This window comes from Chryseotalea sanaruensis, from assembly GCF_003990915.1.
In the GTDB taxonomy this organism is placed as follows: domain Bacteria; phylum Bacteroidota; class Bacteroidia; order Cytophagales; family Cyclobacteriaceae; genus Chryseotalea; species Chryseotalea sanaruensis.
Map to the genome: position 1 here is coordinate 147,373 of NZ_BHXQ01000004.1, position 17,215 is coordinate 164,587.

The following is a 17,215-nucleotide window of genomic DNA, read 5'->3' on the forward strand; positions in this document are numbered from 1 at the left end:
ATATGAATAGGCAACAAAAAATCATTTTAATGATTATCCCAAATTTGAATTTTGGAGGTGCGCAGCGTGTTTTTTATAATCATTCAATAGAGCTTTCGAGAAATCATAAAGTAGTCGAGTGTGTGTTTAATTTTGATGCAGGTCATGCGTTTCAATCAGGTAACGAAGTGTTTTCGCTGAATGTAGCGGGTGGCGCTAATGCATTAAGTAAGTTGATTCAATTTTTCAAACGTATTCAAGCTTTACGTGCTTTAAAGAAAAAGTTAAAACCCGATATATCCATTAGTCATTTAGAGGGAGCCGATCTAATTAATATATTATCAGCACAAGGTGAAAAAACCATAACATGGGTACATGGTAGTAAGTGGTATGATCAGAATATTTCTGGGATTCTGGGGATTATTCGACATAGATTATTAATTCCGTTTATGTATAGTCGAGCTAGTTGTGTTGTTACTGTAAGTGAGGCGATAAAGCAAGAGTTAATATTTCATTATCGTGTCAAGCCAAAGGCCATCCAAACTATTTATAATTATTTCGATGGAGAGACAATCAGTGATAAAGGTAACATAGCTATACCAGCCAATTTTCAGCCTATCTATGAAGGTGCTCCGGTTTTGATTTTCTCAGGCCGATTAGTCACACAAAAAAATCCGGCAGCTATGTTGCACTGGTTTGCTTCTTTTGTTTTAACACATCATTGTAAATTAGTTATTGTTGGTGAAGGAGATTTGCGTGATGAATTGTTAGATTTATGTGCTGATTTAAAGTTGAATACGTACCACCCGTGGTCAGCTATGGAATTACATGCAGCGTATCAAGTATATTTTTTGGGATTTCAGAGTAATCCATTTCAATTTATAAAAAGAGCCACAGTTTTTGTTCTTCCTTCTATGTGGGAGGGATTCCCTATGGTTTTAGGCGAGGCTATGTATTGTGGAATACCTATTGTATCAGCTGATTGCCCTACAGGCCCTAGAGAGATGTTAATGGATACAGAAAAATCTCCACTTTCAATAGAAATAGATTATCCTTATAAAGCTGAATTTGGTGTGTTGCTCCCTATATTGAATGAGTCAACTCAGGGAGTCTGGACAAAAGCATTCTCCGAATTAATTAACGATAAGGTAGTTTTGGAGTATTATAAAAAAAAATCAACTGGCCGTGCTGTAGCCTTTTCTAAAGAACAAAATGCTTCGCAGGTAAGTAAACTAGTTGATAGAATCTTACTATGAAAGCAATTCTAAAGAAAATGTTTCCTAAACTAGTTGGATGGCGAAACCGTCTCATTAATTATGCAGCACATTATAGATTTAAGGGAAAATCAACTGAACAAATTTTTGAGACTATTTTTAAAGAGAACCATTGGCGGGATTCCGAATCTAGATCAGGCACAGGCTCAAATAAAAAAAATACAGAAACTGTTATTCAACTTGTTAATGAAACCTTAAGTAAGTTTTCAGTTCAGTTTTTATTAGATATTCCATGTGGAGACTTTCATTGGATGAAACATGTAGATCTTCAAAATACTCAATATCTAGGAGCTGATATTGTTAAAGAATTGATTGCATCTAATCAGGCTCAATTTTCAACAGAGAAAATAAAATTTGAAAAGCTCAATTTATTGAATGATGCTTTGCCAAAAGTTGATTTGCTTTTTTGTAGGGATTGTTTGGTTCATTTTTCATTTAAGGATATTTTCAAAGCCATTAATAATATTCGAGATTCGAAAGCGACATATTTGATGACGACTACTTTTCCGAATCATACTAACCACGATATTCTTACGGGCGATTGGCGCCCAATCAATTTACAAGCGCAACCATTTAATTTCCCTAAGCCTTTATATGTTGCTTCTGAACTCTTTAACGATGATGAGCGTTTTGCTGACAAAGCATTGGCAATATGGCGAATTACCGATGTACCGATTCTGCAATGATAAAACCTAAGATACTTATTATCGAAAACAGTACACATGTTACGGGCGCTTTAAAATCTATTGTGAGAGTTGCTTCAGACTTGCGTTTATATTATTCTTTTGTTTTTGTACTCCCCTCGAAAAGTCAAGGCCGACAGTTGATAGAAAAATTCGATTTTGAGCTTATTTATGAACTCCCAATGAAAGAGCTCAGTAGAAAAGTAAGCGCTATTCTTTTATATGTTCCTTATCTAATAGTTAACTCAATTAAAATTAGGAGTATAGTTAAGAAGGAGAAAATTGATCTGATACATTCAAATGATTTGTATAACCTTACCCCTGTTCTTTATAAATTAATGGGTGGTGATAAGCCTTATTTCTCTCATATTCGGTTTTTGCCTAATGGCTTTCCCCCTTTACTTTTCAGATTTTGGTTTCTTTTGCATGATAAATTTGCGCAAAGAATAATTGTGGTATCAAACTATCTTAAAAACCAGTTACCATTAAGTCCAAAAGTAGAATGGATACCCAATGAACTCCCAATCCGAGAAACCCATAATTTAATGAATGATGAGAGTCGAACAAGCCATTCTTTCCTCTATCTCTCAAATTATATTGCCGGGAAAGGACAAAATTTCGCATTGGAGGCATTTGCAAAAATAGCTGATCAATTACCTAATTGGAAACTTCGCTTTGTTGGTGGAGATATGGGATTGAAGAAAAATAGACTATTTAAAGAATCGTTGAAAGAAAGAGCATTTGAACTAGGTGTTAGTCACAAAGTTGAGTGGATTGATTTTATTGAAGATACAGAGCTTGAATACAAAAGAGCCGATATTGCCCTTAATTTTTCTGAATCTGAATCTTTTTCTATTACCTGCCTTGAAGCATTATTCTACGGGGCTCCCTTAATTGCCACCGACTGCGGTGGGCCAGCTGAAATAATCGATCATAATGATACGGGGTTACTAACGCCAAATAGAGATATTAATGCTATGAGTGAAGCAATGTTACGGTTAGCTCGAGATAAAAATCTTCGTAATAAATTTAGAGATGATGGGAGAAGACGATCTCGTGAAAGATTTAGCATTGAAAACACATCATACCGACTCAAAACTTTATATAGCTTAACCTTAGGTGAAAGTACTAAAGGCTTGACTTCCTCTTTATGAGCATGAAAACTTTGATTCTAACTTTTATCCTTAATAGTCTCTCGTGTTTGATTTTTCTAAATGCGCAAGAACTCGATTTTACATTACCGAGTACTGTGTGTTATGGCGAGCAAATTGCTATTAAAGACGTTATAAAAAATAATTTTGAAAATTTTGAGTGGGATTTTTGTGAAGGAGATTTGCTCGAATCAGTTTCTGTAGGCACCCCTCACCAAATCAATACAATTGATCAAGCAGCGAGTATGCGGATTGTTGAGGATGATGGAATGTATTTTGGTTTTATTATTGATCGCAACACCAATAAATTAATTAGGCTGGAGTTTGGCGATGACTTGAGTAACATTCCTACAAACCAAGAGGTGGTTTTGCCTGCTGGAATGGCATTATTAAGCCCTCAGGGTATTGTTTTAATAAAGGTTTTAGATGTTTGGTATTGTTTTATTACCAGTACGGGTAACAATAAGGTTTTTCGCTTAGATTTTGGATCGCAACTCACATCTAACCCTTCATTTGTCGAGGTAGACTTTCAAAATACACTAGGTAGTCCTATAGATATAGAAATTGTACGAGAGAATTCAAACTACTTTCTACTGGTTTTAAATTTTGGTCTAAATAACATGGTTACGGCAAAGTTGGGAACCAGTATTACGAATAATTCACCCAGCTTACTGTTGAATACTTTATTACCGGGTTCGAGTAATCCTTATGGCTTTAGCTTTCAGAAATATCAGGATGGTAGGTGGCGTGGTATTGCTGGATCGTTTAGTAACAGCAGCTTTCAAACAGTAGAATTTAGTAACGGACTAGAAGAACCTGCTATTGTTACAGATATTACTGCTTTATTGCCCTCTATTCCTAACCCTGTAAAATTGGTACTTGCTAACTGGGGTGATGAAAACGTATTACTGGTGATGGCTTACGGTGGTTCAGTTCACCGGATTCATTTTGAAAGAACTTCGAATTTTAGCTCAATCGAATCATCGAGTATTGTTAATCCAGCTTCCTTTGGACCCACGCTTGCACTCACGTTATTTTATGAGAAGGGAGTTTGGCGTGCTCTTACATTTCCAACAGTTTCACGCTCGCTTGTTATTTTATACTTTAATAAATCCTGTAGTGATGTGAATATTCATTATTCAGTAAACGAAGACCCTCCCGAAATTTCCTTCAGCATACCTGGGGTAAAGGATATTTCTTTACGGGCAGTGCGAGATGGATTAACTGAAAAAATAACTAAGTCAATACTTATCCAAGATATTGCTGCGCCATTGGTAGAACTACAAACGGACGGAGTTTGTACAGATGGAGTTGTTAATTTTTCAGCTTCATCAGATATTCCAATTCAAAACTATGCATGGTTTTTTGGCGATACAAACGAATCTGATCAGTTAAGTCCAACACATCAGTATTTGTCTTCAGGAGATTACCTAGTAAGATTAGAGGTTGAAGCAGCAAACGGCTGCAACAACTTCACCGAGAGAACAATCAAAATCTATAATCCCCCCTCCGCCACCTTTGCCCTTCCCACTGGCCTTATATGCACTAGCAACGAATTTACCTTTACTAATAATACTGTCGATTCCTTTGAGGGCAACCTGAGCTTTCAATGGTTACTAGACGATGTACCTGTCAGCACAGATGAAGACCTTGTATATACATTTACGAGCGGTGGCGACAAGGAATTAACATTGCAGGCCTCTATACCCGGCTGCACAAGTGAATCTGTGCAAGTATTAACAGGCGTAGGAGTGGGGCCAACTGTAGATTTCACTGCCGAAGGTAGTTGTCTTAATGAAAGTACTCAGCTAACCAATAATTCACAGGGAGATATTGCCAGCTCTGCTTGGGATTTTGGAGATGGTCAATCAAGTAACGATACGAGTCCTTTTGTTAATTATGCATCAGCAGGTAATTATACAATTGAGTTGCAAACCTTAGGAACCAACGGTTGCCTTAGTACAAAGTCATTGCCCCATCAAATCTTCTCAGTCCCAGTGCCAAACTTTAATACTGACCTTCCACCGTTTTCTTGTAATGGCACGCCTACACAATTCAACGACCTTACTCCAGCACTTACAGACAGCAACATTAACACTTGGCAGTGGGATTTTGATGATCAGAACGCAAGTGCTTCAACACAAAATCCTCAGCATACTTACGCTTTAAGTGGCGATTATAATGTTTCACTGACTGTTACTTCTGATCAGAATTGCGTGGCTACGCTAAATAAAACAATTACCATCGCACAATCACCAACACCAAGTATTACCAACACTGCAGCTTGTGTGGAAACTGCCGTTGTGCTGCAAGAGACAACTACAACAACAGCCAACGCCTGGCAATGGCAGATTGGAAATAATTTTTATTTTACGGCATCACCAAGTCATGTTTTTTCAACCCCAGGCGATTACCAGGTAAGCCTTACACTTACAGCCTCTAATGGATGTGTGGGTACTGCTACTAAACAAATAAACGTGCCAGTACCCTTGGTAGTAAATTTTGAAAGTGCCTTTAACTGTGTAAACACTTCAACACAATTTACTTCGCTAATCAATGATGAATCAGATCCAGTGCTAACCTACACTTGGACTTTTAGTGAAGAACAAAGAAATGGCTCTTCGGTTAATTTTTTGTACAGTCAACCAGGAATTCAGGAAGTACAACTAACCGCTTCAGCAACCAGTGGATGCGCTTACACCATAACTAAAGCTGTTAATATTTTACCAGAGCCAAAAGCAGATTTTTCTTTTACGCCTTTATCAGGCCCGCCTCCTTTAGCGGTTACCTTCACTAATTTATCCGTAGATGCTAACTCTTTTGCTTGGAGGTTTAATGATTCGAATAACAATACAAGCAATCTAAATAGTCCTGCGTTCACATTTACTGAAGTTGGCGAATATGCTGTTGATCTTACTGCTTACAATACGGCAGGTTGCGAAAGCACTACAAGCAAATTGATAGCTGTGGCTTTTCCATTTCTTAATGTTACGCTCGATAATTTTAGAATTATTGAAAATACAGATGGATCTTTTTTACTTCTCACCAACATAGTGAATAGCGGTAATGTATTAGTGCAAAATCCTAGAATTGAAATACGATTGGATAATTCCGCCACGCTTCAGGAGGTTGTTAATAATAGCATTGATCCGGGAGATGCAATCGATTATACTTTTGCAACTCAGGTAAGTAATGTCAATAACTTGAGCTATGCATGTGTTCGGTTACTATTGCCAAACAATGAGGCACTAGAGAACACCGAGGCCTGCATTACTTTTAACACAAGTTCAGTACTAACCAGTCCATACCCTAATCCGGCAAACAACTCGGTAACAGTAGAATGGATTTCACCAGCAGATGAGCAGGTTTTGATAGCGGTAACCGATAACCTGGGCAACGGTATAGCTACTGAAAGCATCAGCGCAAAACAGGGTCTAAATACAATTGTACTCCAAACCATGGACTGGCAAGCGGGTATTTATTACATTAGGCTTAAATCAGCCTCCAAAGCGCATTATTTCCGGACTATTATAGCACGCTAGGTCTTAAAACGTGAGGATTTTCCCTTATCTTTAACCAAATTATATTTGGCTACAAATCTTTTTTACAATATGAAAAACATAAAACTAGACGCCACCGATCGCAAGATCCTTGAACTACTTCAAAAGAATTCAAACATTACAAACGCACAATTAGCAAAAGAAATAGGCTTGTCTCCAGCACCTACTTTGGAGCGTGTTAACAAACTCGAAAATGCAGGCGTTATTAAAAGCTACCACGCAGTAATAGACCCCGCTTCTGTTGGCTTAGGTGTGAGCACTTTTGTAATGGTATCATTAAAAGGCCATAACAAAGACAACATCAATAAATTCAACAAAGCCATTCATGACATTGAAGAGATTGTTGAATGTCATCATATAACAGGTGCAGGTGACTTCGTATTAAAAATTGTTTGCTCTGATATTGCTGCTTACCAACAGCTTATGCTGGATAAGGTTTCTAATATTGATGTAGTGGATGGTCTACAGTCTATGGTCATCCTATCAACTTTTAAGGACAGTAAAGTATTACCCTTGCCTAATAATTAATGACGGTGTCGGATAAAACCCTCATACTGGATGCGCGCCAGGTAAAACAAAAAATTAAGCGCATGGCATATGAGATTTATGAAAATCATAGCAAAGACCGTACAGTGGTTATTGCAGGTATTGATGGGCAGGGCTATACATTATCTAAGTTGTTAGCCAAAGAACTGGAGGCAATTTCTCCCATTAAAACTTTGCTTACAAAAGTCCATCTAAATAAAACAGAGCCTCAGCAAGACACTGTTTATATCGACTGCGACTTGAAGGAAGTTAAGAAACGCGTGATAGTTGTAGTTGATGATGTGCTGAACACAGGACGTACGTTGGCTTACAGCCTCAAACCATTTTTAGATGTAGAAGTAAAGTGTATTGAAATAGCAGTACTGGTGAACCGAAGCCACAGTTCTTTTCCAATTTTACCAAAATACACTGGTTATGAATTGGCAACAACCATCAAAGACCATGTTGAGGTTGTGTTGGGCAAAGAAACAGCAGTCTTTCTTAAGTAATTATAAATTTGAAATTCGAAATTAATCGACAAATTTTGAATTTGAAATTTGGAATTTTTGAATTTGAAATATGTCCATCCACAAAAAGCAAGATGTAAAGAAAATAACTACTCACCAGCTTCAGGAAATGAAGAACAGGGGAGAGAAGATAGCAATGCTCACTGCCTATGACTACAGTATGGCAAAACTAATCGATGCTTCAGGAATAGACATTATTTTAGTTGGTGATTCTGCTTCTAACGTTATGGCGGGTAATGAAACAACTTTGCCCATTACACTCGATCAAATGATTTACCATGCTAGCTCTGTAGTAAAGGCTGTACAGCGTGCGCTGGTGGTGGTTGATTTGCCTTTTGGCTCTTACCAGGGTAGTTCAGGCGAAGCGTTACGTTCTTCTATCCGCATTATGAAGGAGTCAGGTGGGCATGCCGTTAAACTTGAGGGTGGTAGTGAAGTAAAAGATTCTGTTCAACGCATTCTCACAGCAGGTATACCGGTAATGGGGCACCTGGGCTTAACACCTCAGTCTATTTATAAATTTGGCACATATTCAGTGCGTGCCAAAGAAGAAGCAGAGGCTAATAAATTAATGGAAGACGCCAAACTTCTACAAGAGTGTGGTTGCTTTGCATTAGTATTAGAAAAAATTCCGGCAACACTTGCTAAGCAAGTTGCAGGCAGTTTACACATTCCTGTAATCGGAATTGGTGCTGGACCTGATGTGGATGGTCAGGTATTGGTTATGCAGGATATGCTAGGCATTACACAAGAGTTTAAGCCCCGCTTTTTAAGAAGGTATGCAGACCTGGCTACCATTACAACAAATGCCGTTAGCCAGTACGTTGACGATGTGAAGAACAAATCGTTTCCGAATAAAGAAGAGATGTATTGAAATGAAAAAGATACTCTTTAAAGCACTCGCAAGATTTAATAGACTTTTTTTGCCACGCCTTGGCAAAATGGATTTGAATAACTTATCGAAAGCACAGAAAGTGTTGGTGGCTTACAAATACTGGGTAACCACCAATGTACTTGATTGAGTCTCATTAATTGTCTCTGTTCGTTATTTTGTCAGGTTTTCAATTCACAAACGTGACCGCAAGATATTTTTTAGCTTTTATTCTAAGTATAGCATTACCACTGGCGATAGTGGCGCAGCCAGCTTATACAATTAATGACGCTGTTGGTCAACATATTTTTACCTTTCATGAAATTGAATACCTGGAAGATCCTACAGCAAAACTCACACTTGAGGATATCCTCTCACATCACCAAAGTGAGTTTACTTTCTCTACCACGAATTTTAATCCAAAGAATGTAAATCCCACATCGGCTTATTGGCATCGCATCCGCATTCAACACAATGCATCATCAAAAAAACTATGGGTACTGGAGTTCTTTGATCAAACCATAGACAAAATTGATTTATATATACCCAACGGAAAAGGAGGGTATCAGCACATTGAGCAAGGCGATCAGTTTGAGTTCACCAAACGAATGCTTCGCCACAAAAATTTTGTCTTTCCGATTGATAATAACCGCAATGATGCCATCACGTATTACTTTAGGGTACAGTCGCAGCAACAAGCTGACGTCATAGTAGTACTTCGCTCAGCCGATTATCTGCTCGAATATGCGATGGATGAATACTTCTTCTTCGGTATTTTTTACGGGATGATCCTTGTATTCATTTTCTATAATCTCTTAATGTACTTTGCCGTACGAGAGAGTCATTATATTTTTTATATCCTATACCTGATAGGAATTGGCTTGTACGAAATGAGTGCTGACGGCATAGGCTTTCAATACTTATGGCCCCGGGCAGTTGAATGGAACCAATATGCTCCAGGCTTCACCTTATACCTTGCATCATCCGCAGCATTACTCTTTGCCTCATCGGTATTAAACCTAAAAAAAGATGAGCGCTGGCTTTACCAACTACTCATGTTTGTATTTGTAGTACGAACTGTTTTTCTGGCCTTGAGTGTGCTTGTATTTACTTCATGGTTCTCCTTTAGGTTTATTGAAATTATACCATTTTCTGCCGCCCTGTTTGCAGGTATTTATCGGTGGAAGAAAGGCTATAAAGCAGCCCGGTTTCTTGTGATAGCTTATGCGTTTTTATTTTATGGTGCTATCAGCAAAGTATCCTTGTATTTCAATTTCACCTGGATGCCCTTTGGGCAACTTTCGCATTACAGTCTCAGTTTTGGTTTTGTAATGGAGATGCTCTTCTTGTCTTTTGCTATTAGTGATAAAATCAGACTGCTTCGAATTGACAAAGAGGTGGCACAAGAGAGAACGATTGAACAATTGCATGAAAACCAACGCCTGAAGGACAACCTGAATCAGGAATTGGAAATGCAGGTAAAAATAAAAACAGCTCATATCGAACATCAGAAAGAAGCCCTTGAGGATGCGAATAAACTATTAGAGCAGCAATCAGCTGAGATCGCTGCCATGAATGCCCTGCTCGAACGCGATAATGACAAACTGAAACATGATGTGGCAGAAGTAAAGGAAGCTCGTATACTTTCTAAAGATGTGGATTTCGAGGAATTCAGTGCCATGTATCCTGACGATGCCAGCTGCCTGAAATTTCTGGCAGAACGTAAATGGCATAATCATTTCAGTTGCCGGAAATGTACTCATACAGCTTACAGTGAAGGCAAAAGTCTTTATGCCAGAAGATGCACGCGTTGTGGTTATGAGGAGTCTGTTACAGCTTACACACTTTTACAGAACACTCGTTTGCCTATTAACAAAGCTTTCTATATGATTTTTCTGGTGTACTCGTCCAAGGGTAGCATCTCATCACATAAGCTTTCAGAACTCCTGCATATCCGCCAAAGTACTTGCTGGGCTTACAGCAACAAAATCAAAAAAGCGATGAAAGAAAGGCGCAGGATTTCCCCCTTCGGCCACCATGAAGGCTGGGATTCATTGCTTTTAATGGAAGAAGTCTCTGCGTAAGTTTCTGTTTTTCAAACGATTGAAAAATAGTTGAAATTTTTTCAAAACAGGGTTTTATAACTTACAATTCTGATTTCCAACAGCTTATAAATCACTCTTCGAAACCGTTTGCAAAAAAGCTGGCGTATCAATCGATTTCTGCCGTACAGGCACTAACACCCCAATTTCTTATAAAACAGCCTTTTTCACCTGCGACTGAACCGTATCATTATTTACAACATACTACTTATCAGGTAGTTACAATGTGATTTGACGAATACATTCTAGCTTTGGATATAGAATAAACTAACACTTACCTATGAAGAAATTTTTACAGTTTTTGCTGGTACTGCTGGCCTGTCATGCCGTTAAGGCGCAGGATGTAGTGCTTTCCGGACGTGTGGCTACCGCCACAGGCGAGGCGTTGCCCGGAGTAAACGTGCTGGTGAAAGGCACGAATGTGGGAACGATGACAGACGCGAATGGCAATTATAAAATTGCCACAGGCAATGCTACACTTGTATTCAGTTTCATTGGCTATAAAACAGTAGAACTAAATACAGATGGGCGAACCACACTTGACGTAACCATGGAGGAAGACGTAACTACACTTGAACAAATTATAGTGGTGGGTTACGGGGTGCAGGAGAAGAAAGACATTACCGGTGCTGTATCGGTTGTGAATAGCGAGGCCCTGGAGTCGCGACCGAATTCACAGTTTGGAAACCTTATTCAGGGAAAAACCTCAGGAGTACAGATACTCTCATCCAGCGGGAAACCTTCTGCTGGTTTTAACATTCGTATACGCGGAACTAACTCTATCAATGGTAACAGCGAACCACTTTATGTAGTAGATGGAATTCCGATTACCGATACACGTAGCATCAATCCATCTGACATTGAAAGCTTCACCATTTTGAAGGATGCATCTTCAGCTGCCATTTATGGAGCTCAGGGTGCCAATGGTGTGGTATTGATAACAACACGTAAAGGAAAATCGGGAACACCACGTTTTGAGTTTAATGCCTACACAGGTTTTACCAGTGCATGGAGAAAACTCAAAGTATTGAACAGTGAACAGTATCGCGACCTGATGACTGAACTTGGCCAGTCAACAGATTGGAGCCAATACACAGCCAATACGGATTGGCAAAATGAAATATTCCAGAATGGCCGCTCGCAAAACTATCAGCTATCATTATCTGGTAAGAATGATAATACCAGCTATTACATTTCAGCAGGCTGGATGCAGCAAATTGGTGCCATACGCAGTTCAGAAATGGATCGTTATAATTTTAAAACCAACCTTGAACAAAAAGTAAATAACTGGTTAACGATCGGTACCAATATCAGCTACATGCGCTACCATGATGTAGATGTTTCAGATAACCAGGCCATCAACCAGGGTGGTGTAATTCTGGGCATGCTATCAACACCTTCCAACATTGGCATTTACAATGCAGATGGAACATTTACCCGTAATCCATTTCAGGACTGGGAAAATCCTGTTTCATCTACTGATGGATCAGATCGTGGTTATAACAACAGTCGAGTGCTGGGTAGCTTATATGCCGAAGTGAATGTGTTGAAAGATTTAAAATTCAGAAGCAATGTTGGTATAGACTATTCCAATGGCATCTACGATTATTTTCTCGATCCATTCCGCACCGGATATGGTCGTGCAAAAAATGGTATCGCTCAAAATAGCACAAGCATTTCCAACTACTACATTATCGACAATACACTCACTTATCAAAAATCATTTGCCGATATACACAAAGTTTCCGCAATGCTGGGTTCTGTATTGCAGGAAACACGCTGGGCAGACAGCTATATAGAAACAAATGGTTTCTCAGGTAATGCTGTGCCGACTACAAATGCAGGCTCCATCATTGTTGCTGCCAACAACAATAAACGCGAAAAAAGTAATGCTTCTTTCATGGGTCGCGTAACATACGACTACAACGATAAATATTTGTTAACCGCAAATTTCCGTGCAGATGCGTCTTCTACTTTCGGGCCAAGCAATCGCTGGGGTTATTTCCCTTCATTCTCCTTAGGCTGGCGCTTGTCTGAAGAAAGCTTCATGAATGCGATCACCTTTGTGGACGATCTGAAACTTCGTTTGGGTTGGGGTATTGTAGGTAATGAAGTTGGTAACAATGCGTACCCCTGGGTTGGTGCAGTTTCTGCAGGAGCGAATTATCCTATTGGCGGTGTGATTCAACCGGGTAATTATCAATCCTCTATTGAAAATGCTGATTTGAAGTGGGAAGAAACGCAACAGACCAACATTGGTTTAGATGTGGCTGTACTTAACTCGCGTGTAGTAATCACAGCGGAAGCTTATTTGAAAAACACATATGATCTACTGTTCTACCTGCCAATCCCAAGATCAACTGGTTTTGATAGTGGCATTCAGAATGTGAGCAAGATGGAAAACCGCGGTCTGGAATTTATGGTAACATCTCAAAATTTAGTTGGCGCATTGAAGTGGGAAACAGATTTTAACATCTCGTTCAACCGCAATAAAATTATCGATATCAATGATCAGGACATCTACAGTGGTGGTGTTGCCGGGCGTGGAGAAGTGAGTTTATCAACCGAAGGTAAACCGCTTGGTCTGTTCTTCGGATATATTGCAGGTGGTGTAGATCCTACAACAGGTAATGTGTACTACATTGATGCGGATGGAGAGAGCACTTTTACACCGGCAACAACTGATCGTACATTCATCGGTAATCCCAATCCGGATTTCATTTACGGTATGACTAACACACTGAGTTATAAAAACTTCAACTTCAGTGTATTTCTGCAAGGCACTCAGGGCAACGATATCTTCAATGCAACACGTGTTGAAACGGAGGGTATGATTGATGTAAAAAATCAATCCGCTGTTGTTAACAACCGATGGAGACAACCAGGCGACATTACAGATATTCCGCGTGCTATATTTGGTAACACAAATAATTCGCGTGCTTCTACCCGCTTTGTAGAAGATGGTTCATACCTGCGCGTGAAAGCATTAACACTTAGCTATAATGTGCCTCAATCAATCTTGTCACGGATTAATTTAGGATCAGTAAAAGTATACGCAACCGGAGAGAACCTCTTCACTTTTACAAACTATAAAGGCTACGATCCAGAGGTGAATGCCTTTGGTGGCAACAACACTGCGCTTGGAGTGGATTATGGAACCTATCCGCAAACACGCAATCTCATTCTTGGTTTGAATGTTACATTCTAAAACAGCACGAAGACTATGAAACTGAATTTCAAAAAATATTTAATGCTGACAGCAATGGCTGTTGCATTTACCGCTTGCGAAGATTTTCTGGACAAAGTTCCTATTTCGCAATCAACAGTAGGTAATGCCTATAAAACAGCCAGCGATGCAGAAGCAGCATTGATTGGAGCATACGATACTTTTCAACAAGAGTATTACATCTGGGATAACATTATTTTCAGCGATGTAATCTCCGACAATCATTATGCCGGTGGTGATAACCCCGAAGTTTTTGCTGCGGAAGATTTAACACTAACACCAACCAATGGTCGTTTATTTACCAACTGGAGTCAGCTCTACAATGGCATTGCCAAAGCCAATGTAGTATTGGCAAAGGTACCAGCCATTACTGATCCTAAACTTGATATTGGTGGCAGGAGAGAACAAATTCTCGGTGAAGCTTCCTTCTTACGCGCTTATCATTATTATCAGTTGGTAACACTGTGGGGAGGAGTGCCCCTTATTACAAGCCCTGTTTCTTCTACGGAACCAGCAGAAGTGCAATTACCTCGCAGTTCTGTTGAACAAGTGTACGCACAAATTATTGCAGATCTTGAATACGCAGCAGCACACCTGCCTGACACTTATGGTGCAGATGCATCTGTAAATAAAGCACGTGCAACAAAAGGTGCTGCCAATGCCATGTTGGCAAAGGTCCATGCACAAAAACCCGACCGTGATTACAATGAAGTATTGGAATATTGTAATGCAGTAATTACTAGTCCGGCTGGTTATACCCTACTTACAGATTTTACACACTTGTTTGATGGTAATCACTACAACAATGCAGAGTCAATTCTGGAAATACAATTTACAGGTGCACCAGAAGCTAACTTTGGTCCTCAGTTGTTATTACCGCCATCAATCTCCGGAGACTCCTGGAGAAAATTCATTACACCCTCACACAATTTAGTAGATGCTTATGATACCGAAGGCGATGATGTACGTAAGGATGCTACCATTCTTTTTGAACAGGCTCCTTGGTCAGATGAATTCTGGTCAGTAGCGGTAAATGGTAATGTACCTTTTGCTTACAAGTGGAAATCAGCGAATGGTTGGGCAAGTACTAATCGTCAGTATATTCTTCGCTTAGCAGATATTATTTTATTAAAAGCTGAAGCACTGAACGAGCTTGATCGTCTGGAAGAAGCCCGTACGGAAATTGATTTTGTGCGCGACCGTGTTGGTCTTACACCTACCCCAGCCACAAATAAAACTCAAATGCAATTGGCCATTGAAAATGAACGGAGACTGGAGCTTGCTCAGGAAGGACAAAGATGGAACGACCTGAAGCGCTATAATAGAGCTGTAGCAGTAATGAATAGTCTGAATGAAATAGACTTGCGCACAGGAAGTGCTAAAGTTTACAACATGAATGCGGATAAGCAATTATTACCTATACCTCAGTCAGAGCGTAATCGTAATCCTAACCTGGGTCAGAATGATGGTTATGGTAACTAAAGATTGAGATTATTAAAAGACAGATCACATGAAAACAATACAAAAGATTTTCAGCTTCATCCTACTGGCAGGCATTGTTTTGTCCTGTGGTGAAGAAAGCAATATGGATCCCGTTGGCAATTGGGAATTGTCAACGCCCGTACCTACTACACCCGCTGTTAACGCTAATGTAGTATTGGAAGATAATTTACCGGCAGCGGCAGTTCGTTTCGAATGGCAACCGGCATCTGCCAGCAGTCGCTTTATTGTTCAGTACACAGTATATGTAGTAACAGCAGGCAGTACTGGTCTTGAAAATGCCTTGTTGACATTAACACCAGGAAATTCCGGAAAAAATGCATTCGTAGAGATGACAGCCCAGCAGCTTGATTACATTTTGTGGACACGTTGTTATCCGGCAGGTGCTGAAGTGGATCTTGAGTGGGTAGTAGTGGCGAAGTCAATCGACAAAACAACTACTGCAAAACAAGCCTTTAGTATTAAGCGTTTTCAAAATGACTACATGCCCGAGACAATGTTCATTACCGGTGCGGCAACCGAAGCAGGTGACGATGTGGCAGCGGCAACACCCATGCGCGCCCATAAAGATGCTGAAGGTAACGTGACCAATATTTTTGATGTTTATACAACACTAACAGCTGGTAAAACTTATTTCTTCCGTGATGAAAGGAATACAACTTCAAAATTATTTGGTGGCGAAGAAGGTACTCTGGAGGGTTGTGGTGCAGGCATTACTGCACCTGAAACAGGTCAATATCGTATTACTGTTAATTTAAATAGCAACACCTATTCGTTATTAAAGATTGATCGCTGGAGTTTGGTAGGTGATGCCGTTGAAGGCGGTTGGGGAGGAGACGTTCCCTTAACTTACCAGGGTAATAGTGTGTGGACAACAACCATTGAATTTTATAAGCCATATGCAAGTGCGGGCTGCATTTTCCGCGCCAATGGAGACTGGGGCTATTTGCTGAAACGGATTGTAAACAGTGGTAATGCAAACAACACTAGAGGAAATCTTGTGATGGAATCAGAGGCCGCTGGAATGGGTAAGGTATTTGAAGACGTACCCGGCCCTGAAATAGGAACTTATAAGGTAACACTCAACCTGGCTGCAGATGCGTACACCTATTTACTTGAGAAACAAGGCGAGCCTGAACCTACACCCACCATCATTGGTGAAACTGCTAATCCCAATGGAGATGCGGTGAGCGGCAATTTTGTGTTTGGTGAGTATAACGTACCAAATGAATTATACTTGCTGGCCGATGGAGTAATGGTTGGAACATTTGAAAAAGATGCTAACACATTTAACTCAGTAAAATTCTGGGCACTGCAGGCAAGTAAAACGTATACCATCAACTCAGCCAGTGATGGCTCTGGTACAAACTACGGAGAAGTGAATGATGGTGAAATGGCTGTCGCACGCGATCAGCTTTATCAGCTAAGCGTAAATTTTGAAACCGGGAGACTGGCCTGGAAATATTACAACATGAAACTATTCCATTGGGCTGATGTAGAGGGAGGCTGGGATGCTCGTCAGGAATTATTGATGACCTATGAGCATCCGTATACTTTTAAAGTAAGCGGAGCACTTTCAGCAGGCTTTCTCTCGAAGTTTAATTCTCCATGGGAAGTGCAGTTTGGTACAGATGGTACGGCACTATCTGGAACAATGACGAATGGTGGCGCAAACTTTACAGGAATTGTATCCAACGGAACATACAATGCAAGCATTGTTGTAACGGATGATTTTACCTCTTGTGAATACACATTTGTAAAGCAGTAGTTTTTTAGTTTAATAGTTTAAGTTTAGTACAGGTAATCATCAGGGGCAG

The 17,215-nt window shown here is 39.8% G+C and carries 12 protein-coding genes; all 12 read left to right on the top strand.

Annotated elements, in window-relative coordinates; all coding sequences use genetic code 11:
* Window positions 1-2: 2 nt before the first annotated feature.
* Window positions 3-1,235, top strand: coding sequence for a glycosyltransferase (locus SanaruYs_RS11445; RefSeq protein WP_127122698.1), 1,233 nt, complete (start codon window positions 3-5; stop codon window positions 1,233-1,235).
* Entirely contained in the window at window positions 1,232-1,939 is a 708-nt protein-coding gene (locus tag SanaruYs_RS11450) for a class I SAM-dependent methyltransferase (RefSeq protein WP_127122699.1), read from the top strand. The genes SanaruYs_RS11445 and SanaruYs_RS11450 overlap by 4 nt, the downstream gene beginning before the upstream one ends.
* Window positions 1,936-3,090 carry a glycosyltransferase family 4 protein gene (locus SanaruYs_RS11455; RefSeq protein WP_160118643.1) on the top strand — a complete coding sequence of 385 codons (1,155 nt, stop codon included), beginning with the start codon at window positions 1,936-1,938 and terminating at the stop codon, window positions 3,088-3,090. Before SanaruYs_RS11450 ends, SanaruYs_RS11455 begins: the two co-directional genes overlap by 4 nt.
* A gap of 2 nt (window positions 3,091-3,092) precedes the next feature.
* Window positions 3,093-6,629 carry a PKD domain-containing protein gene (locus tag SanaruYs_RS11460; RefSeq protein WP_160118644.1) on the top strand — a complete coding sequence of 1,179 codons (3,537 nt, stop codon included), beginning with the start codon at window positions 3,093-3,095 and terminating at the stop codon, window positions 6,627-6,629.
* A gap of 69 nt (window positions 6,630-6,698) precedes the next feature.
* A complete protein-coding gene (locus SanaruYs_RS11465; protein ID WP_127122702.1) occupies window positions 6,699-7,175 on the top strand; it encodes an Lrp/AsnC family transcriptional regulator in 477 nt (158 codons plus the stop codon).
* Window positions 7,175-7,681, top strand: a complete 507-nt coding sequence (locus SanaruYs_RS11470; protein WP_174842772.1) for a phosphoribosyltransferase family protein — start codon at window positions 7,175-7,177, stop codon at window positions 7,679-7,681. Before SanaruYs_RS11465 ends, SanaruYs_RS11470 begins: the two co-directional genes overlap by 1 nt.
* A 70-nt stretch (window positions 7,682-7,751) precedes the next feature.
* Window positions 7,752-8,573: a 3-methyl-2-oxobutanoate hydroxymethyltransferase gene (gene panB / locus SanaruYs_RS11475; protein WP_127122704.1), complete on the top strand. Its 822-nt coding sequence runs from the start codon at window positions 7,752-7,754 to the stop codon at window positions 8,571-8,573.
* Window position 8,574: 1 nt separating this feature from the next.
* Entirely contained in the window at window positions 8,575-8,721 is a 147-nt protein-coding gene (locus SanaruYs_RS20210) for a hypothetical protein (protein ID WP_170177234.1), read from the top strand.
* A 52-nt stretch (window positions 8,722-8,773) separates the two neighbouring features.
* Complete coding sequence (locus tag SanaruYs_RS11480; protein ID WP_160118645.1) at window positions 8,774-10,654, top strand: 7TM diverse intracellular signaling domain-containing protein; 1,881 nt, start codon at window positions 8,774-8,776, stop codon at window positions 10,652-10,654.
* A gap of 298 nt (window positions 10,655-10,952) precedes the next feature.
* Complete coding sequence (locus SanaruYs_RS11485; RefSeq protein WP_127122706.1) at window positions 10,953-13,880, top strand: SusC/RagA family TonB-linked outer membrane protein; 2,928 nt, start codon at window positions 10,953-10,955, stop codon at window positions 13,878-13,880.
* A 15-nt stretch (window positions 13,881-13,895) separates the two neighbouring features.
* The gene (locus tag SanaruYs_RS11490; RefSeq protein WP_127122707.1) at window positions 13,896-15,380 is read left to right on the top strand and encodes a RagB/SusD family nutrient uptake outer membrane protein; all 1,485 of its coding nucleotides are present in this window, start codon (window positions 13,896-13,898) and stop codon (window positions 15,378-15,380) included.
* Between the two features lie 28 nt (window positions 15,381-15,408).
* Window positions 15,409-17,166: a SusE domain-containing protein gene (locus SanaruYs_RS11495; protein ID WP_127122708.1), complete on the top strand. Its 1,758-nt coding sequence runs from the start codon at window positions 15,409-15,411 to the stop codon at window positions 17,164-17,166.
* Window positions 17,167-17,215 lie beyond the last annotated feature (49 nt).